17 protein-coding genes are annotated in these 18796 nt (G+C 71.2%); 10 read left to right on the forward strand and 7 right to left on the reverse strand.

Features of this window, described 5'->3' with window-relative positions; translation table 11 throughout:
• Positions 1-60: 60 nt before the first annotated feature.
• The 6 genes from FCN18_RS01070 to FCN18_RS01095 form a co-directional block, all read right to left on the reverse strand.
• Positions 61-1872 carry an NHL domain-containing thioredoxin family protein gene (locus FCN18_RS01070; protein WP_137093307.1) on the reverse strand — a complete coding sequence of 604 codons (1812 nt, stop codon included), beginning with the start codon at positions 1870-1872 and terminating at the stop codon, positions 61-63.
• Positions 1873-2005: 133 nt separating this feature from the next.
• Positions 2006-2188 (reverse strand): hypothetical protein, encoded by a 183-nt coding sequence (locus FCN18_RS01075; protein WP_112265649.1) that lies wholly within the window; start codon positions 2186-2188, stop codon positions 2006-2008.
• Between the two features lie 244 nt (positions 2189-2432).
• Positions 2433-4799, reverse strand: a complete 2367-nt coding sequence (locus FCN18_RS01080; protein WP_113641101.1) for a translocation/assembly module TamB domain-containing protein — start codon at positions 4797-4799, stop codon at positions 2433-2435.
• Between the two features lie 79 nt (positions 4800-4878).
• The gene (locus FCN18_RS01085; RefSeq protein WP_112265654.1) at positions 4879-5634 is read right to left on the reverse strand and encodes an amino acid ABC transporter ATP-binding protein; all 756 of its coding nucleotides are present in this window, start codon (positions 5632-5634) and stop codon (positions 4879-4881) included.
• Positions 5631-6440 (reverse strand): amino acid ABC transporter permease, encoded by an 810-nt coding sequence (locus FCN18_RS01090; protein ID WP_112265656.1) that lies wholly within the window; start codon positions 6438-6440, stop codon positions 5631-5633. The genes FCN18_RS01085 and FCN18_RS01090 overlap by 4 nt, the downstream gene beginning before the upstream one ends.
• A gap of 68 nt (positions 6441-6508) precedes the next feature.
• A complete protein-coding gene (locus FCN18_RS01095) occupies positions 6509-7330 on the reverse strand; it encodes an ABC transporter substrate-binding protein (RefSeq protein ID WP_112266709.1) in 822 nt (273 codons plus the stop codon).
• Positions 7331-7641: 311 nt separating this feature from the next.
• Between FCN18_RS01095 and FCN18_RS01100 the strand changes: the two genes are divergently transcribed.
• The 5 genes from FCN18_RS01100 to FCN18_RS01120 are packed head-to-tail and all read left to right on the forward strand — an operon-like array spanning position 7642 to position 11840.
• The gene (locus FCN18_RS01100) at positions 7642-8217 is read left to right on the forward strand and encodes a biotin transporter BioY (RefSeq protein ID WP_112265658.1); all 576 of its coding nucleotides are present in this window, start codon (positions 7642-7644) and stop codon (positions 8215-8217) included.
• The gene (locus FCN18_RS01105) at positions 8214-9470 is read left to right on the forward strand and encodes an AMP-binding protein (protein WP_228713548.1); all 1257 of its coding nucleotides are present in this window, start codon (positions 8214-8216) and stop codon (positions 9468-9470) included. Before FCN18_RS01100 ends, FCN18_RS01105 begins: the two co-directional genes overlap by 4 nt.
• Entirely contained in the window at positions 9467-10573 is a 1107-nt protein-coding gene (locus FCN18_RS01110) for a thiolase family protein (protein WP_137092821.1), read from the forward strand. The genes FCN18_RS01105 and FCN18_RS01110 overlap by 4 nt, the downstream gene beginning before the upstream one ends.
• Positions 10570-11244, forward strand: a complete 675-nt coding sequence (locus tag FCN18_RS01115) for an energy-coupling factor ABC transporter ATP-binding protein (protein ID WP_137092824.1) — start codon at positions 10570-10572, stop codon at positions 11242-11244. Before FCN18_RS01110 ends, FCN18_RS01115 begins: the two co-directional genes overlap by 4 nt.
• Positions 11241-11840, forward strand: coding sequence for an energy-coupling factor transporter transmembrane component T family protein (locus tag FCN18_RS01120; RefSeq protein ID WP_112265664.1), 600 nt, complete (start codon positions 11241-11243; stop codon positions 11838-11840). The genes FCN18_RS01115 and FCN18_RS01120 overlap by 4 nt, the downstream gene beginning before the upstream one ends.
• A gap of 6 nt (positions 11841-11846) precedes the next feature.
• Here the strand turns inward: FCN18_RS01120 and FCN18_RS01125 are convergent, their stop codons facing one another.
• Entirely contained in the window at positions 11847-13265 is a 1419-nt protein-coding gene (locus tag FCN18_RS01125; RefSeq protein WP_112265666.1) for a M20/M25/M40 family metallo-hydrolase, read from the reverse strand.
• A gap of 138 nt (positions 13266-13403) precedes the next feature.
• On the opposite strand from FCN18_RS01125, the gene FCN18_RS01130 reads away from it, so the two are divergent.
• The 5 genes from FCN18_RS01130 to FCN18_RS01150 are packed head-to-tail and all read left to right on the forward strand — an operon-like array spanning position 13404 to position 18781.
• Positions 13404-14192 carry an ABC transporter ATP-binding protein gene (locus tag FCN18_RS01130; protein WP_112265668.1) on the forward strand — a complete coding sequence of 263 codons (789 nt, stop codon included), beginning with the start codon at positions 13404-13406 and terminating at the stop codon, positions 14190-14192.
• A complete protein-coding gene (locus FCN18_RS01135) occupies positions 14180-14959 on the forward strand; it encodes an ABC transporter ATP-binding protein (RefSeq protein ID WP_112265670.1) in 780 nt (259 codons plus the stop codon). The genes FCN18_RS01130 and FCN18_RS01135 overlap by 13 nt, the downstream gene beginning before the upstream one ends.
• Positions 14956-16794, forward strand: coding sequence for an AMP-dependent synthetase/ligase (locus tag FCN18_RS01140; RefSeq protein WP_137092826.1), 1839 nt, complete (start codon positions 14956-14958; stop codon positions 16792-16794). Before FCN18_RS01135 ends, FCN18_RS01140 begins: the two co-directional genes overlap by 4 nt.
• Positions 16791-17687, forward strand: a complete 897-nt coding sequence (locus FCN18_RS01145; RefSeq protein ID WP_137092828.1) for a branched-chain amino acid ABC transporter permease — start codon at positions 16791-16793, stop codon at positions 17685-17687. The genes FCN18_RS01140 and FCN18_RS01145 overlap by 4 nt, the downstream gene beginning before the upstream one ends.
• Positions 17687-18781 carry a branched-chain amino acid ABC transporter permease gene (locus FCN18_RS01150; RefSeq protein ID WP_228713552.1) on the forward strand — a complete coding sequence of 365 codons (1095 nt, stop codon included), beginning with the start codon at positions 17687-17689 and terminating at the stop codon, positions 18779-18781. The genes FCN18_RS01145 and FCN18_RS01150 overlap by 1 nt, the downstream gene beginning before the upstream one ends.
• The last annotated feature ends 15 nt before the right edge of the window (positions 18782-18796 follow it).

Consider the following 18796-nt stretch of genomic DNA (forward strand, 5'->3'; position numbering starts at 1 on the left):
AGCTTGGCATCCGGCGCGACGGGGTTCCTGCTGTCTGACACGGAGCTAATGCTACGTCCGTCAGGTGGCCGGGTTTCCGGCCATCACCAGGCGCAGGCTGCGCTCTCCGTCCGGATCGATGCGGATCGGGACGCCCCAGTCCTGCCGGGTGACGCGGCACGCCGGGTGCTCCGCGTCGCTGTCGCAGCTGGCCGCCTGAGCGACGACCTGCAGCACGCCCTCACCGAAGCCCTCCGCGAGCTTGATGGTGCGGGTCAGCTCGGTGCCGCTGCCCTCGCCCTCGGCGAGCAGGCCCGGAGGCGAAGCGCTCACCTCCAGCCGCGTGGACGGGCCGAAGCGGTCGTCGAGCCGTTCGCCGGGCGGTGGCACGAACACCACGGAGAAGTCCAGCGCACCGGGCGCGAGAACCGTCGGGGGCCTGCGCACGGCGAGCGCCTCGCCGTCCACCTGGCCCGCCGCCGAGGCGTCGAGCGGCCGCAGCCGGTGCGCCGCGGTCTCGACCACGAGCACCCCGGCGTCGGTGACGACCAGCCCGGCCGGCTCGGCCAGGCCGCTCGCCAGCGTGCTGACCTCGCCGGAAGCGGGGTCGTAGCGGCGGATCGCGCCGTTGTAGGTGTCGGCGATCGCCACCGAGCCGTCGCCGAGCACGGCGAGACCGAGCGGGTGCTGCAGCAGTGCCTGCGCGGCCTTGCCGTCGCGGTGGCCGAACGAGAACAGATCGGTGCCGACGGCCGTGTAGACCGTGAAGTCGTCACCCGACGGCTCGATCCAGCGCAGCGCGGAGGTCTCGGCGTCGACGAACCACAGCCGGTCCCTGCCCACGGCGAGGCCGGAGGTCTGGGCGAGGAACGCCTCGGCGGCCTTGCCGTCGCGCAGGCCCTCGACCGTGGTGCCCGCGAAGCGGCTCACGGTGCCCGCGGCCGGATCGAACAGCCCCAGCGTGTGGTTGCCCGCCATGGCCACCACGACGCCGCCCGCGGCGTCCCACCAGCGCACATCCCACGGGCTGGTCAGGTCCACGTCCAGCGCGCGGCCGGAGTCCGAGCCGTCCCGCCACTGCGCGCCGGTGCCCGCCACCGTGATGACGCCGCCGGTGCGCAGGTCGACGCCGCGCAGGCGGTGGTTGGCGGTGTCGGCGACGACGAGGTGGTAGCCGACCTGCTCGGCCACCTCCCCGGGCAGCAGCGCCAGGCCGGACGGCTCCGCGAAGGAGGCGACGTCGAACGCGCCGTCGGCCGCGCCGCGCTCGCCGCTGCCGAAGCGGCGCACGAGCGTCTCGGCGTCGGAGGCGAACTCGGCGATCGAATGGTTGGCGGTGTCGGCGACCAGGACACGGCCCGCTGCGGTGACCACGGCCTTGCTCGGGAACCGCAGCTCGGTGCTCTCGACCTCGGCGGGCACGTACGGGCTACCGCCTCGGCGCAGCGTGCCCTTGGCCTCGTGGGAGGCGACGAGCTCGGTGACCACGCGGCGCAGCGCCTCGGCGTGACCCTCGCCCGCCGCGACGTGCACGACGTAACCCTCGGGGTCGACCACGACGAGCGTCGGCCACGCCTTCACGGCGTACTGCTGCCAGTTGGTCATGTCCGGGTCGTTCAGCACGGGGTGGTGCACGCCGTAGCGCTCGACGGCGGCCTCGATGGCGGCGGTCTCGCCCTCGTGCAGGAACTTCGGGGAGTGCACGCCGATGGTCACGAGCACGTCGGCGAACTCCTGCTCCAGCGGGCGGAGCTCGTCGAGGACGTGCAGGCAGTTGATGCAGCCGGAGGTCCAGAAGTCGAGCAGGACGATCCGGCCGCGCAGTTCGGCGAGCTTGATCTTCTTGCCACCCGTGTTCAGCCAGGTGTCACCGGCGAGCTCGGGTGCGCGCACGTTCTGGCGCAGCGTCGGGGCACTCACACCTCAAGTGAACGCGACACGCGTTGCCCAGCTTCCGTCCGGGGGGTGTGATCCACCCGAGCGGGGTATGTAATAAGAGGCCGTTTCAGATGGTCGTTCGCGCACCTCAGGTGCGATCTCGAGTGGGTCCGCCCGCCGGTTCGGTGAGCGTGACGGTTGGCGTGCGGGTACCGGTCTGCCAGACCTTCGGCGACGACGTGTCGGGGCTCTCGCCCCCGCAGCCGGCGACCATGGCCGCGAAGGCGACCGCGGTGACGCTCGAAACGGCGATCGAGGTGGCGATTCGCATGGATGCTGTCTTCCGCTGGGGACTGGGACGACACCCCCACATCGCCCCCGAACACGCCCGCGTTACGCGCCGCCCGCCCGCCCGCAGTGAAGGCCACCTTCACTGCGTGGAATCAAACGCAGCGGCGCGGAGCGCCTCCGGTTGGGTGGTGGTGGGAGACGGGCGGGCGCAGGCATGGTGGCCTTCACTGCGTTGAACGCAGGCATGGTGGCCTTCACTGCGGTTGGCGGACAGGTGCCGGGGGCTAGCTGCCGTTGCGGCGGAGTGTGCGCGTCATGCCTGCCGCCACCGTGGTGGCGAGCACCCAGCCCATCGCCGTGAACCCGGTGGAGACCCACTTGTCCTCGTCGGCCATGTACCAGCGGCCCTTGTTGCCGAAGTCGGCGATCGGCACCAGCAGGTCGGCGGTGTAGAGCACCGGGTTCCACTCCAGGCCCGAATCGTCGCGGTTCACCGTGCAGCGCTCGCCGATCACCTCGAACCGCTCGGTGTCGAGAGTGCACTCGTCGCTGCGCAGGCCGAACCACAGGCTGCCCGCCACGAGCAGCATGACCAGCCACGCGAGCGCGCGGACCGGGCGGTAGCCGTAGCCGACCATCGAACGCTGCAACCAGCTCCACAGCCGCACGCCCAGCCCGAGAAACCGGTAGCCACGAGCGAGCGACTCGTAGCGGTACTGCTGCTTCTTGAGCAGCACGGTGTCGGCGTGCTCCTCGTTGCCGCTCGTGCGCAACATCGTGGCGAGCTGGTCGTACGGGCCCGGCCGGTAGCCCGGCATGGCGTCGTGCAGCATCCGCAGCCGCGCCTTGACGGTGCCGTCGTCGCGCAGGTCGATCGGGGTATCGAGCGCGTCGTAGCGGAAGTCCTCCAGCTCGAGGCCGCCCGTGGCCCGCCACAGCGCAGGCGTGTCGGACAGCGTCCCGCAGTGGGCCCTGCGCAGCACCACCGTGCCGTCCGGCGGAACCTCGGGGGCGAGCACGAACTCGTCGGCCACGGTGTCACCCGCGTCGAGCGCGATCCCGTCCCTCGGCGTCGAGACCAGCTCGGAACCGGTGAAGTCGATCTGCCGCTTGACCACCGCGCCGTCCATCGTCACGCCGCCCCTGGCCCGGAACGGCCGGTCGCGGTTGGCCATCAGCAGCAGGCTCCTGGCGACCTGCACCGACCGCAGGTCCACCGCCCAGCTGCCGGCCTCGGTGACCTCAGGCTGGCCCACGTCGGTGCCCCGAAGGTCGATGCTCCCGCCGACGGTCATGCCCTGCAGCCGCAGCGTTCCGGCCACCGCGCAGTCGGTGAGCAGCAGGTTGCCGGACACGGTGCTGCGCCGGGCCGAGACCACGTCGCGCTCGGGGTGGAAGAACGTGGCCCCGGAGATCAGCACGTTGCCGCGCACGGTGACGTCGGCCAGGCGCAGCTGCCCCTCCGACCACATGCCCTTGCCGTCGATGTCGCCGTTGATCTCGCTGCCGTCGAGGTGCACGGCCCGGTCGTGGAACGGCGGCGTCTGCCCCCGCAGCACCTTGATCCGCGCGCCCGCGAGCCGCAGCGAACCGCCGAGGTGGGCGTTGACCATGCGGATGGTGCCGGTGACGTCGAGCTGGTCGCTGAGCTCGACGTTGCCCTCCACGTGCATCCGGTCGGCGATCAGGGACGGCCGGGGATCGACGTACCAGTCACCGGTCTTCCACGCGTCCACCACGATCTCGCCGGTCTGGTCGACCGCGAGCCGCCCGCCCCTGAACACGATGTCGCCCGCCACGTTCAGGCTCGGCATGAACAGCATCCCGTTGGCGGTGAACCGTCTGCGGGAGGCGCGGGGACCGTAGTTGTCCACCTCGCACAGCAGGCTGCCACCGATCTGCATGCCGTTGCCGTTGAGGGCGAAGCCCTCCGGGTTGTCGAGCGTGGCGCCCGAGAAGTTCACGTTGCCGCCCGCGCGCAGGCCGGGCACGCGCACCTCGCCGCTCGCCTCCAGCCGGTACGCGAGCAGCGCGCCGGTGATCACCAGCCGGTCGGCCTGCACGGCCTTGCCGCGCGGGTGGAAGATCCGCGTGCGCGTGAGCACCACGGAGCCCTCGATCACGGCGTCGGTGAGGTTGACGGCCGCGTCGGGCAGCCCGCGCTCCAGGTCGTCGGCGCGGCGCACCGTGGTCTCCGAGTCGTCCCGCCCCGAGTCGACCTCCACCAGGCAGCGGATCAGCCGGACGTCGTTGCGGCTGCGGAAGTTGCGGGCCTTGAGCCCCGGCAGCCAGCACCGCCGGAACACGAGCCCGAGCAGGTTGGCCTCCCGCACGTCGGGCGGCTGCTCGAACCGGCAGCGCTCGAACCGGAACAGGTACTGCAGGTCCGCCGCGCGCAGGTCGAGCTTGCCCGTGATGTAGGCGTCCTCGACCTGCACGATCGGCGCGTTGGTCGCCTGCTTGCGCCAGCGCAGCAGCCCGCCGCTGCCGGGCTCGATGAAGGGACGCAGCAGGTCGGCGGCGTTGACCTCGTAGCGGCGGTCCGGGCTCGGCGCGAAGGGGTCGAACGGGGGCCGCTCCGGCTCAGCCGTCTCGACCTGCCCGTCCTCGCTTTCGCCGGGTTCACGGCCTGCTCGGCGAAAACCCGGCATCGCGCGTCTCCTCTGTAGCTCGGCCGTGTGAAACCACATTCTGTATGTGGACGACCGCGCAGCGAGGTTGGTTCCCGGATCAGTCGATCACGTGCACGGGGTTCAGCACCCGGTGCAGGAACGTCTGCGTGCGCTCGTGCCGTGGTTCGCCGATCACCTGCGCGGGTGGACCCTCCTCCACGACCACGCCACCGTCCATGAACAGCACCTTGTCGGCGACCTCGCGGGCGAACTGCATCTCGTGGGTCACCACGAGCATCGTCATGCCCTCGTTCGCCAGCTGGCGCATGACGCCGAGGACGTCGCCGACCAGCTCGGGATCGAGCGCCGAGGTGGGCTCGTCGAACAACATCACGGCGGGCTGCATCGACAGCGCCCTCGCGATCGCGGCCCGCTGCTGCTGGCCGCCGGAGAGCTGCGACGGCATGGAGTTCGCCTTCTCCTCCAACCCCACCCTGCGCAGGTTCTCCCTCGCGATCGCCGTGGCCTCGGCCGGGTCGCGCTTGAGCACCTTCCGCTGGGCGATGGTGAGGTTGTCGAGCACGGAGAGATGGCCGAACAGGTTGAAGCTCTGGAAGACCATGCCGATCGTGCGGCGGGCCTTGTCGATGTCCACGTCAGGGTCGGTCATCTCGAAACCGTTGACGCGCACCGCGCCCGAGTTCGGCTCTTCCAGCAGGTTCACGCAGCGCAGCAGCGTCGACTTGCCGGAGCCCGACGGCCCGATGATGCACACGACCTCGCCGCGCCGGACGCTCATGTCGATGCCCTTGAGCACCTCGAGCTTGCCGAACGCCTTGTGGAGGCCGGAGACCTCGATGATCACGTCACTCATGCCGTCACCTTCAGTCCTTCGTCCACCTTGCGGCCCGTCCTGCGCTCCAGGTACCGCGACAGGTAGCCGAGCGGCACGGTGATGATCAGGTAGCAGAGGCCGGCGAGCAGGATCGGGGTCAGTGAGCCCGTCGCGTTCAGCCCCTCACGGCCGAACTTCGCCAGCTCGTACTCGTCACGCACCAGACCAAGCAGGTAGATCAGCGACGAGTCCTTGGTGAGCAGGATCAGCTCGTTGGTCAGGGGCGGCAGGATGATCCGGAACGCCTGCGGGATCACCACCGTCACTGTGGTCCGCGTCTGGGACATGCCGAGCGAGCGGGCCGCCTCGATCTGGCCCGGCGGCACGGCCTGGATGCCGGCCCGCAGGGTCTCCGCGATGTAGGCGGAGCCGACGAGGCCGAGCGCGATCGCCGCGGTCGAGTAGATGTCGAACCGGATGCCGAAGGCCAGCGGCACGCCGTAGCCCAGCGCGATGAACACGAGCAGTGCGGGGATGCCGCGGAAGAACTCGATGTAGATCGTCGCGAGCCAGCGGTACGGGCCGACCGACGAGAGCTTCATCAGCGCGAGGATGAGGCCGAGGCCGAGACCGAGGGCGAACCCGAGTGCCGTGTAGATGATCGTGTTGACGAGAGCGGTGGAGAGGATCTCCGGGAACTGCGTTGACGCCGCGTCCAGGTTGAAGAACGCGTCGCGGATCGTGCCCCAGTCGGCGAACACCGCCAGCAGCACGATCGCGAGGATGAGGACGCCGTACTGCCCGCCGCGGAAAGCCCGCGCACGCTGGCGCCGAGACATCGCCATGAAAAGAACTCCTCGAGAAGTGGCTCGTGAGTGGGGGACCCCGCCATTCACGAGCCGAGGTCAGCGGGTTACTGGCTGTCCGGCTTCCGGCCGAACCACTTCTCGTAGATCTCGTCGTAGGTGCCGTCCTGCTTCGCGGCGGCGATCACCTCGTTGATCTTCGACCGAAGCGCGTTGTTGCCGGTGCGCACGGCGATGCCGTACTCCTCGCCGGTCTCGAACTCGGCCGTCACCTCGGTGTCGGGGTTGTTCTTGACGAAGTCGTAAAGCACGGAGTTGTCGTTGATGCCCGCGTCGATCTGCCCGGTCTTGACGGCCGTCTGCAGGAGAGCGAGGTCCTCGAACTGGCGGACCGTGTAGCCGTGCTTGGCCCTGTTCTCCTCGGCGTAGTCCTCGCCGGTGGTGCCGAGCTGCACGCCGAGCACCTTGCCGCGCAGCTTGCCGAGCCCGTCGATGCCGGAGCCCTTCTTGACGAGCAGCGCCTGGTTGGCGTCGAAGTATCCGTCGGAGAAGTCCATCACCTTGTCGCGCGTCTCGGTGATGGTGATCGCGGCGGCGGCGAGGTCGCACTGGCCGGTGTCGAAGGAGGCTCCGGACTCGATGCCCTCGAACGAGGTGTCGAAGATCTCCTGCTGCACCCCGAGGTCCTTGGCGACGAGGTCGACGAGCTCGACGTCGAAGCCGACGGTCTTGCCGTCCTGGGTGAACTGGAACGGCGGGTAGGGCAGGTGCGTGCACGTGGTGAGCTTGCCCTCGTTGATGAGCGAGACCTCACCGCCGGCCTGCGAGTCCTCGCCAGGGTTCACCTCTTCGGCGCACGCGGCCGCGGTCGCGGCCAGGGCGAGGGCCGGAAGGAGAATCAGCGCTCTGGTGTGCAGTCGACGCGCCACGATGTTCACTCCTAGTAGTTCATACTGGTTGAGTGCACGCATCCTGCCACCCTCCGGGGCTAGTGCACAGCACCAGGGACGTTACGGAGGCGTTGCGACGCGCTGAGACCCATCCGCAGTGAAGGCCACCTTCACTGCGTTGATCAGGCACAGCGGCGCGCAGCGGCTCCGTTCGGATGGTGGGGGGAGACGGGTGGGCGCAGGCATGGTGGCCTTCACTGCAGGTTGCCGAACGCCACTCGACCGGGTGATGGGGCAAACGTGACGCACGTCTTGTCGACGTGCGCCCGAGCCGGGTTACCTTGCCAGACGTGCCCGCACCACGTGTCTCACTACCTGCGGCGGACCTCGCCAGGACGGTCGTCTTCGCCGCCTTCATCGCCGTGCTCGGGATCTTCCCCGGCATCTACCTCGGCGGCTCCGGCGTGCCGATCGTCATCCAGAACGCGGGGCCGCTGCTGGCCGGGGCGATCCTCGGCGCACGCAGGGGCACGGCGTCGGTCGTGCTGCTGCTGGCTCTGGTGGCCATCGGCCTGCCCTTGCTGTCCGGTGGTCGCGGCGGTCTCGCGCCGTTCGTCGGACCGAGCGGCGGGTTCCTGTTCGGCTGGATCGCCTCCGCGCTGGTCACCGGCCTGATCGTGCAGCGAGCGGAGCGGCCGGGCCTGCCGGTGCTGCTGATGGCGACCACGGCGGGTCTCGCGGTCGACTACGCCATCGGCATCCCGTTCCTCGGCGCCTACACGGGCGACCTCGGCGCCGCCGCCGTGCAGTCCCTCGTGTTCCTGCCGGGTGACGCGGGCAAGGTGGTGGCCGCGGCGGTGATCGCGGCCGTGGTCCACCGCGCGCTGCCCGGCACCCTGGCCCGCCCGGCGGTGCACGGCGAGTGACCCATTCGCCCCCGATCCTCGGCGGGGCAGAACTGCCCGCCGACCTGCTCGCCCCGGTGCACGGGGCGGCCGCGGCGCTGGCCGCGCGGGGGATCGGCGAGGGCGCGCGCGTCGCCGTGGACTCCGTGGAACCGCTGCCGTGGCTGCTCGGCGCCGACCTGCTGGGCGCGGCCACGCTCGTGCTCGAACCGTCGTGGACACCGGCCGAGCGGGCGGCGGTGCTGGCGGACGCCGCGCCGCACGCGGTGGTGAAGGGCGCCCCGGAGCCCGCTTCAGCGCTCGTAGAGCCACGCGGGGACGACCGCACGGCGTTCTACCTGGCCACCACGTCGGGCAGCTCCGGGACGCCTAAGGTGCTGAGCCGGACGCGCGTCTCGTGGCTGAGGAGCTTCGCCGCGCTCGGGCCCGCGCCGGGGCCGGTGCTGATCGGCGGGCCGCTGAGCTCGTCGCTGTTTCTCTTCGGGGCGCTGCACGCGCTGTGGTCGGGCGCGGAGCTGCGCGTGCGGCCCCGGTTCGAGCCGAGGGAGGCGGCGGCCGCGGCTACCGTGCACGTGGTGCCCGCACAGCTCTCCACACTGCTGACCGAACGGCGTCCCTCCGCGCTGCGGACGGTCGTGTGCGGCGGCGCGCACGTGGACGACGGTCTGCGCGAGCGCTTCGCGCGGCTGCTGCCGCAGGCCGAGCTGGTGGAGTACTACGGCTCCGCCGAGCACTCGCTGATCGCCCTGCGGCACGCCGACAGCCTGCGGCCGGTGCCGGGGGTGGAGCTGGACGTGCGCGACAGCGTGCTGTGGGTGCGCTCCCCGCTGGCTTTCTCCGGCTACCTGCGCGACGGCGCGCTCGAGCCCGCGCCGGAGTGGTCGAGCGTCGGCGACCGCGTGGAGCTGAGCGTGGCGGGTGTGCTGAGCGTGCACGGGCGGGGTTCGGCGACCGTGTCCAGCGGGGGCAGGCTCGTCGCCGCCGAGGAGGTGGAGGCCGTGCTGCGTGCGGTGCCGGGTGTGGCCGACGTGCTGGTGACGGGCACGCCGCACTCCAGGCTCGGCGAGCTGGTGACCGCGATCGTGGAGTCGGACGATCCGCCGTCGCTGCGTCGGCTGCGGACCGCGGCACGCGAAGGGCTCGCGTCCGGCAAGCGGCCCCGGGTGTGGCTGACCACCAAGGCACTACCGCGCACGGCCTCGGGCAAACCGGCCAGGGCGCGGGCCGCCGCGCAGCTGCGCGACGGCACCCTGCTCGCGGAGCCGTTGCGATGAGTGACGAGCGGACCCCCGTGGTCGTCGCCGCCCGGCGGAGCCCGATCGGCAACGCGGGCGGCGCGCTGCGCGGGCACCCGGTCGACCGGCTCGCGGCACCCGTTCTGCGCGCCGTGCTCGCCGACGCGGCCGTGAGCACCGTGGACGACGTGCTGCTCGGCAACGTGTTCGGCCCCGGCGGCAACCCGGCCCGCGTCGCCGCGCTGCGCGCGGGGCTGGGCGCCGAGGTGCCCGGCGTGACCGTCGACCGGCAGTGCGCGAGCGGGCTCGCCGCGATCACGCTGGCCGCCTCGCTGATCCGCGCCGGCGAGGGCGAGGCGTACCTAGCGGGCGGTGTCGAGAGCGCCTCGACCGCGCCGTATCGCGCGTGGCGCACCGAGCCGCCGACCTGGTACACGCGGGCGCCGTTCGCTCCGGCCGAGCTGGGCGACCCGGATATGGGACCCGCCGCCGACCGCGTCGCCGCCGAAGCCGGGATCTCCCGCGCCCGGCAGGACGCGTTCGCCGTCCGCAGCCACGACCGCGCCGTCGCGGCGCAGCGAGCAGGCCGCTTCGCCGCCGAGGTGGTTCCCATCGGCGGGGTGGAGCGGGACGAGCGGCCGAGGGCTGGATTCACCGTCGAGCGGCTCGCCCGCTTCCGGCCCGCCTTCACGCCGGGCGGCACGGCGACCGCGGCGAACTCGTGCGGCGTCAACGACGGCGCCGCCGCGGTGCTGGTGGTGAGCGAGCGGTTCCGGCGTGAGCGCGGCCTGCCGGGGTTGCGGCTCGTGGCGTCGGCGACCTCTGCCGTGGACCCCAACCTGCTCGGACTCGGGGCCGTCCCCGCGATGAAGTCGGTGCTCGACCGCGCGCCGGACGCCGTGGAGTTCAACGAGGCCTTCGCCGGGCAGACGCTCGCGTGCCTCGACGCGGCGGGGATCGACGAGGAGACCGTGAGCCCCGACGGCGGCGCGATCGCGCTCGGGCATCCTTGGGGAGCGTCGGGCGCGGTGCTGGTGGTGCGGCTGTTCCACCGGCTGCTGGGCACCGGCGGCTCGGGGCTTTCCGCGCTGTCGGCCGGCGGCGGTGTGGGCGTGGCGGCGATGTGGGAGGCCGTGTCGTGATCGAGTTCTCCCGCGTGGGGCACCGCTTCGGCGACCGCGTCGTGCTGTCCGACGTGGAACTCACGCTGCCGGAGCGGCGGGTCGCGTTCGTCGGCGCCAACGGCTCCGGCAAGTCCACGCTCGCCCGCATGATCAACGGCCTGGTGCTGCCGGACGACGGCAAGGTGCTGGTGGACGGCCTCGACCCGGCGAAGGACGGGCGCAAGGTCCGCAAGCACGTCGGGTTCGTCTTCACCAACCCCGACAGCCAGATCGTGATGCCCACCGCGGGCGAGGACGTGGCGTTCTCCCTTCGCGGCAGCGGACTGTCCAAGGCGGAGCGCGCCCGGAGGGCGGCCGAGGTGCTCGCCGAGTACGGCCTCGACGGCTACGCGGAGCACCCCGCCCACCAGCTCTCCGGCGGGCAGAAACAGCTGCTGGCGCTGTGCGCGATGCTGGTGCTCGACCCGGCGGTGCTCGTGTGCGACGAGCCGACGACGCTGCTCGATCTGCGCAACAAGCGCCGGTTCGCCGAGCTGCTCGGCACGCTGCGGCAGCAGGTGGTGCTCGTCACCCACGACCTCGACCTGCTGGACGGCTTCGACCGGGTGGTGGTGCTCGACGGCGGGCGCGTGGTCGCCGACGACGAGCCGGAACCCGCGCTGCGGTACTACCGGAAGCTCGCCGAATGATCTCCGCGCACGAACCCGGCACGAGCGTGGTGCACCGCGCGCCGGTGGGGGCCAAGCTGCTGGCGTTGTTCGCGCTCGCCGCGGCGGTGTTCGTGCTTGGCTCACCGCTGTGGCTGGGCGTGCTGTGCGGCGTGGTGCTGCTCGGCTACGCGCTCGCGAGGATCCCGGCGAGACGCTGGCTGCGGACGGCGCGGGCGCTGCTGATTCTCGCGGTGTTCGTGTTCGCGTTGCAGTGGTGGCTGCTGGGCGCGCAGGCCGCGCTGGTGGTGTGCCTGCGGCTGGTGACGGCTCTGGCGGCGGCGAACCTGGTCACGCTCACGACGCCGGTGGACGACGTGGTGTCGGCGGTCGAGCGCTGGGCGCGGCCGCTGCGGCGGTTCGGGGTGCGGCCGGAGTCGGTGGGCCTGCTCGTGGGGCTGACGATGCAGGCGGTGGCGACGTTGTCCGGCATCGCGCGCGAGGTGCGGGAGGCCGCGAAGGCTCGCGGCGCCGAGCGCTCGGTCACCGCCTTCGCCGTGCCCTTTCTCGTGCGTACCCTCCGCCACGCCGACGAGCTCGGCGAAGCCCTCGCCGCCCGCGGCGCCGGGGACCGCTGACCGGGGTCAGCCCTTCGCGTGGGCGTCGAGGATGTGGGCGACCGCCTCGGTGACGCGCTGGGCGTGGTCGAGGTGGAGCCACTCGTCGGGCACGTGGGCGTTCGAGTCGGGGCCCAGCGCGCCGGTGACCAGGAACTGCGCCTCGGGGTACTTCTCGCCGAGCAGGCCCATGAACGGGATCGACCCGCCGAGGCCGACGCTGCGCCAGGGGTTGCCGAACACACCGTCGCTGACCAGCTCCAGCGCGCCCGCGAGCCACGGGGCAAGCTCGGGCGCGTTCCAGCCGTCGGCGTGCTCGATGCCGGTCAGCTCCACGGTCGCGCCGTACGGGACGTCGGTGGTGAGCGCCTTCTCGATGGCGTTCAGCGCGGCCGAGGAGTCGGCGGTGGGCGGGAGCCGGAAGCTCAGCGCGAGCGTGGTGTGGTCGCGAAGGACGTTGCCGGCCTCGTCGGGCTGGGGGAAGCCCGAGGCGCCGATCACGGACAGGGTGGGCCGCCAGCTGTTGTTGAGCAGCAGCTCCAGCTCGTCGTCGGACACCGGCCGCGTGGAGCCGTGCAGGGGGAACGCCGTGCGCGTCGCACCGGGGGCGACTTCCGCCGTGGCGCGGGCCTCCTCGACGCGGTTGGCCGGGATCTCGACGTTGCACTCCGCCAGTAGGATCTCGCCGCTCGCCGCGTCCTCGATTCGGGCGAGCAGCTGCCGCAGCACCCGGAAGGAGCTGGGCACCACACCACTCGCGAGGCCGGAGTGCTGCGCGGAGTCGAGCACCCGTGCGGTCACCCGCACCTGCGCGAGGCCGCGCAGGCTCGTGGTGAGCCAGAGCCGCTCGTAGTCGTTGCCGCCGGAGTCGAGGCACACGACGAACGACACGCGGCCGAGCCGCTCGGCGAGGTGGTCAAGGTAGGCGGGCAGGTCGGGGCTGCCGGACTCCTCACCGGTCTCCAGCAGCACGACGGCGCGCGCGTGCTCACCACCGGCGGCGTGCACGGCCTCCAGCGCGACCGTCGCCGCGTAACCGGCGTAGCCGTCGTCGGCGGAGCCGCGCCCGTAGAGCTTGCCGTCCTCGATCACCGGCTTCCACGGGCCGAGCCCGTCAGCCCAGCCGCCCACCGGCGGCTGCTTGTCGAGGTGACCGTAGAGCAGCACCGTGCCCCGGTCCTCCGCCCCGGGGGTGGCAGGCACGTCGAGCAGCAGCACGGGGCTGCGGCCTTCGAGGCGCACGACGTCGATCGTGGCCCCCGGCAGCTCGCGCGCGGACAGCCACTCGCGGACGTGGTCGACGGCCGCGTCGAGCTGTCCCGTCCGTGCCCAGTCCCGGTCGAAAACGGGAGAAAGCGCGGGGATCTCGACCAAACCGGAGAGGCTCGGCAGTACGTCATTCGCCCACAGCTCACGGACTGTGTCACTTACGGCTCGCTGTTCCACGGATTCATCCTGCCAAACGGCTGAAGGTCACAGTTCGGATCGGGGCTTGTGTGAGCGCTCGGTATGCGAATAACGTCCATATTCGTCGTGATCCACATCACATTCGAGGACGAAGGAGTGGATCCGTTGCCCCCGCCGATGCTCTCCGTCAACAACCTCGAAGTCGTCTACGACGACGTGGTCCTCGTGCTCAGGGGACTCAGCCTCGAGGTGCCCGCGGGCGCCGTCGTCGCGCTCCTCGGCGCCAACGGCGCGGGCAAGACAACCCTCCTGCGCGCCATCACCGGATTGCTCGTGCCCCACCGCGGCAAGATCACCAAGGGGACGGTCCAGCTGGAGGACACCGACATCACCGCCGCCGACCCCGCCGAGATCGTGCGCAGGGGCATCGCGCAGGTGATGGAGGGCAGGCGCGTCTTCGCCGAGATCACGGTGGAGGAGAACCTGCGGGCAGGCGCCTACACGCGACGCTCCCGCACCGAGATCCGCGAGTCCTACGCCCGCGTGCTCGACCTGTTCCCCGTGCTCGCCCAGCGACGGAAGTCGATCGCGGGCTACCTCTCCGGCGGCGAGCAGCAGATGCTCGCCATCGGCAGGGCGCTCATGGCCTCGCCCCGGCTGCTGCTGCTCGACGAGCCCTCGCTCGGGCTCGCGCCCAGGCTGGTGGAGCAGGTGCGCGACATCGTGGTGCAGATCAACGAACAGGGCACGAGCGTGCTGCTCGTGGAGCAGAACGCCGTGATGGCGCTGTCGATCGCGGACTACGGCTATGTGCTGGAGACCGGCAAGGTCGTCAAGGACGGCCCCTCCGCCGAACTGCTCGCCGACTCCGACATCCGTGAGTTCTACCTCGGGACCAGCGCCGGACAACGGCGCTCCTTCGCCGACGTCAAGAGCTACCGGAGGAAGAAGCGATGGAGCGCGTGAGCGAGCCGCTGCTGGAGTTCACGGACGTGACACTGCGTTTCGGCGGCGTCACCGCGCTCGACGACGTGTCGTTCGACGTCGAGCCGGGGGAGCTGTTCGCGATCATCGGCCCCAACGGCGCGGGCAAGACGTCGATCTTCAACTGCCTCAACGGCGTCTACCGTCCGCAGCGGGGCACGATCACGCTCGACGGCACGTCGCTGCTCGGCCGTCCGCCCGCCGCCATCGCGGGCCTCGGCGTGGCGCGCACGTTCCAGAACCTCGGCCTGTTCGCCCATCTCACGCTCATCGAGAACCTCATGCTCGGCAGGCACCACCTCATGCACACGGGCTTCTTCTCCGGCATGTTCTGGTGGGGCAGAGCCAAGCGCGAGGAGATCACCCACCGGGCCGCGGTCGAGGAGATCGTCGAACTACTGGAGCTGGAGCCCTACCGCAGGATGCCCGCGGGCATGCTGCCCTACGGCGTCGCGAAACGGGCAGAGCTCGGCAGGGCGCTCGCGATGGAGCCGAGACTGCTGCTGCTCGACGAGCCCGTGGCCGGCATGAACCTGGAGGAGACCGAGGACACCGCGCGCTACCTGCTGGAGGTCCGTCGCGAGCTGGGGCTGGCGATGATCCTCGTCGAGCACGACATGAGCCTGGTGATGGACCTCGCCGACCGGGTGCTGGCGCTGGACTTCGGCGTCGCGATCGCCACCGGCAAGCCGAGCGAGGTGCAGGACGACCCGCAGGTGATCGAGGCGTACCTCGGAGGTGCGGCATGACGTCCGGCACCGTCGCCGGCGCGGAGGCCGCCCTCGCGGCCACGGGCGATGCCCGCCCGACCCTGCCCGGCAGGCTGCTCGCCAACGCCAGGCAGCGCGGGAAAGCGGTGGCACTGCGCGAGAAGCACCGGGGCTACTGGCGCGAGTGGACGTGGGCCGAGTACGCCCACCGCGTCGCTTGCGTCGCCGCCGGGTTGCGTGAGCTGGGCGTGGAGCCGGGCACGCGCGTGGCCGTGCACGCCGAGAACCGGCCGGAGTGGGTGATCGCCGACCTGGCCGTGCAGGGCCTCGGCGCCCAGTGCGTCGGCGTCTACCCGACCTCGCCGGAGAGCGAGGTGGAGTACCTGCTCGGGCACTGCCGCGCCCGCGTGCTCATCGCCGAGGACGAGGAGCAGCTCGACAAGGCGCTAGCGGTGCGCGACCGGCTGCCCGAGCTGCGCCACATCGTGGTGATCGACCCGCGCGGAATCCGGCAGGAGGGGCTGCTCACGTTCGCGGAGCTGGAGAAACGCGGCGCCGCGAGCGGCGATCCGCTCGCGGCGTTCACGGACTCCGTGGCCGCGCTCGACCCCGGTAAGCCCGCGATCATCGTCTACACCTCCGGCACCACGGGGCCGCCGAAGGGCGCGCTGCTCTCCCACCTCAACCTCGTCGCCTCGGCGAGCACGTTCGTCGACGCGCTCGGCGGCTCGGCGTCCGACGAGGTGCTCAGCTACCTCCCGCTGTGCCACATCGCCGAGCGGCTCACGTCGGTGATCGACTCGGTGTGGGCCGGCTCGGTGGTGAACTTCGGCGAGGGCGGCGCGTCGTTCGCCCACGATCTGCGCGACATCCAGCCCACCGTGTTCCTCGGCGTGCCCCGTGTGTGGGAGAAGATGCTGGCCGGCGTCGAGCTGCGCATGGCGGACGCGTCCCGGCTCAAACGCGCCCTCTACCGCCTGTGCCTGCGGCAGGGCAGGCGCATCGCGCCTCGCCGCATGCGCGGGGCCACGACGGTCGGCGACCGGATCGTGCTCGCGCTGTGCGAGCTGCTCGTCTTCCGTGCACTGCGGGAGAAACTCGGGCTGGTGCGCGTGCGCGTGGCGCTGAGCGGCGCCGCGCCGATCGCCCCGCAGGTGCTGGAGTACCTGTGGGCCATCGGCGTCGCCGTGCGCGAGGGCTACGGGCAGACCGAGAACACCGCCATCTGCACGCTCACGCCGCCCGGCGACGTCCGGCTCGGCTCGGTCGGCACCGCGCTGCCCGGCGTGGAGCTGCGGATCGCCGACGACGGCGAGATCCTCACGCGATCGGCGGGCGTGTTCCTCGGCTACCTCGACAACCCGGCGGCCACCGCCGCGACGATCGACGAGGACGGCTGGCTGCACACCGGCGATGTCGGCGAGCTCGACGAGAACGGCTTCCTGCGCATCACCGACCGCAAGAAGGACATCATCATCACGGCGGGCGGCAAGAACGTCTCTCCCTCGGAGATCGAGAACCTGCTGAAGGTCTCGCCGTACATCCGCGAGGCCGTGGTGGTCGGTGACCGCCGCAAGCACCTCACGGCACTCATCGGCATCGAGCTCGACACGGTGGGCGACTGGGCCCGGCGCCGCGACCTCGCCTACACGACCTACGCCGACCTCTCCGCGAAACCGGAGGTGCACGCGCTCGTCGAGGGTGTGGTCGCCGAGACCAACCGGCGGCTCGCCAGCGTGGAGCAGGTCAAGCGGTTCACGCTCATCGGCAGGGAACTCGACCACGAGGGCGGCGAGCTGACGGCGACCCAGAAGGTCAAGCGCAGGGCCATCGAGCAGCGCTTCGCGGCGGAGATCGAGGCGATGTACCAGTGACGGCTTTCCTGCAGAACTGCTTCGCCGGCCTCGCGCTCGGCTCCACGTACGCGTTGGTGGCGCTGGGTTTCGTGGTGATCTTCAAGTCCACCGGGGTGATCAACTTCGCGCAGGGCGGGCTGCTCGCGCTCGGTGCGTACCTCGGCTACACGTTCTCCAACAACCTCGCGGTCGCGTTCGGCGTCGCGGTGCTGCTGTGCTGCGCGTCGGCGGCGCTCGTCGGGGCGACGTTCGAGCGGATCGTGCTGCGCCGCATGGTGGGGCAACCCCCGTTCGCGGTCATCATGATCACCATCGGCCTGCTGTTCATCCTCGAACCGATGATCACCGCGATCTGGGGCTTCGACCAGAAGCAGGTCACCAACCCGTGGAACATCCGCACGGTCGAGGCGGGCGGGCTCGTGTTCGGCGTACGCGACCTGTGGACCATCGGACTCACCGCCGCCGTCGTCGCCGCGTTCTTCGCGTTCTTCCGGTACTCGTCGCTCGGCCTCGCCATGCGCGTCACCGCGTTCGACCCCGAGGCCGCGCTCGCGCAGGGCATCAGCGCACGCCGCGTGTACGCGACGTCGTGGGCCATCGCGGCGGCACTCGCCGCACTCGCCGGGATCCTCATGGCAGCGGGGCCGGGCGGGCTGACGCCGTCGATCGGGTTCATCGCGCTCGCCGCGTTCCCGGCGATGATCCTCGGCGGCATGGACTCGCCGGCGGGCGCGGTGCTCGGCGGGCTCGTCATCGGGCTCGCCGAGGCGCTCACGCGCGGCTACCAGGACGAGCTGTTCTCGTGGGCGGGCTCCAACGTGTCGGTGATCGTGCCGTACCTGCTGATGATCGTGATCCTCCTGATCCGTCCCTACGGGCTGCTCGGCACCAAGGAAGTGAGGCGGGTCTGATGGGCGCGCACCGCAACGTGACCCGGGGCTACGCCGACGAGCTGCGGCTCTTCGGCACTCCGCTCGCGCGCACCGGCCTCGCCGCGCTGGTCGTGGTGTTCCTCGTGCTGCCGACGGTGTTGCAGGACGACTTCTGGCTGTCGGTGCTCATCTACGTCGGCATCACCGCGATCGGCGCGATCGGCCTCAATCTCCTGACCGGCTACTGTGGACAGATCTCGCTCGGGCACGCGTTCTTCATCGGCGCCGGTGCGTACGTCGCGGCGCGGGTGGGTGGCGAGATCGGACTCCCGCTGCCGTTGTGGCTGCTGGCCGCCGCCGCGATCGGCGCCGCGCTCGGCGGGCTGATCGGTCCGTTCACACTGCGGCTGCGCGGGCACTACCTCGCGATCGTCACCCTCGGCCTGGTGTTCATCGGCGAGCACCTGTGGCGCAACCTCACCGACCTCACCGGCGGCAACTCCGGCACACCGGTGACGGCGGGGGCGTCGATCGACCCGGTCGACTTCGCCGCGCTGAACCTGTTCGGCGAGAGCTACTCCCGCAACCAGGGCTGGTTCTGGCTCGTGTGGGGGCTCGTCGCGCTGGTGGCCCTGCTCGCGAAGAACCTCGTGCGCACCAGGCCGGGCCGGGCGCTGCAAGCGGTGCGCGACCGCGACCAGGCGGCCGAGGTGATCGGTGTGCGCGCGGGCCGGTACAAGATCGGCGCGTTCATGCTCTCCAGCGCGATCGCGGCGATGGCGGGTGCGCTCTTCGGCTCGTACCAGCAGTTCGTGAGTCCCGACGAGTGGAACCTGCTGCTGTCCATCCAGTACATCGCGATCGTCATCGTCGGCGGGCTCGGCACGATCTTCGGCGCCGTGCTCGGAGCGATCTTCGTGGGCGCGCTACCCGCGCTCATCGATCGCTACAGCGAGGCCATCCCCGGCGTTCAGGCCAGCGTCGGCGGTGAGGGCTTCATCAGTGTGTTCGCGCTCAACCAGGCCCTGTTCGGGCTGCTGATCGTGCTGTTCCTGGTGTTCGAGCCACGGGGGCTGGCCGGCATCTGGCTACGGATCAAGGCCTATTTCAAGGCCTGGCCCTTCTCCTACTGAGGCAAGGAGGCTCGT

It is taken from the genome of Prauserella endophytica (assembly GCF_005146945.1).
Taxonomy (GTDB): Bacteria; Actinomycetota; Actinomycetes; order Mycobacteriales; family Pseudonocardiaceae; genus Prauserella_A; species Prauserella_A endophytica.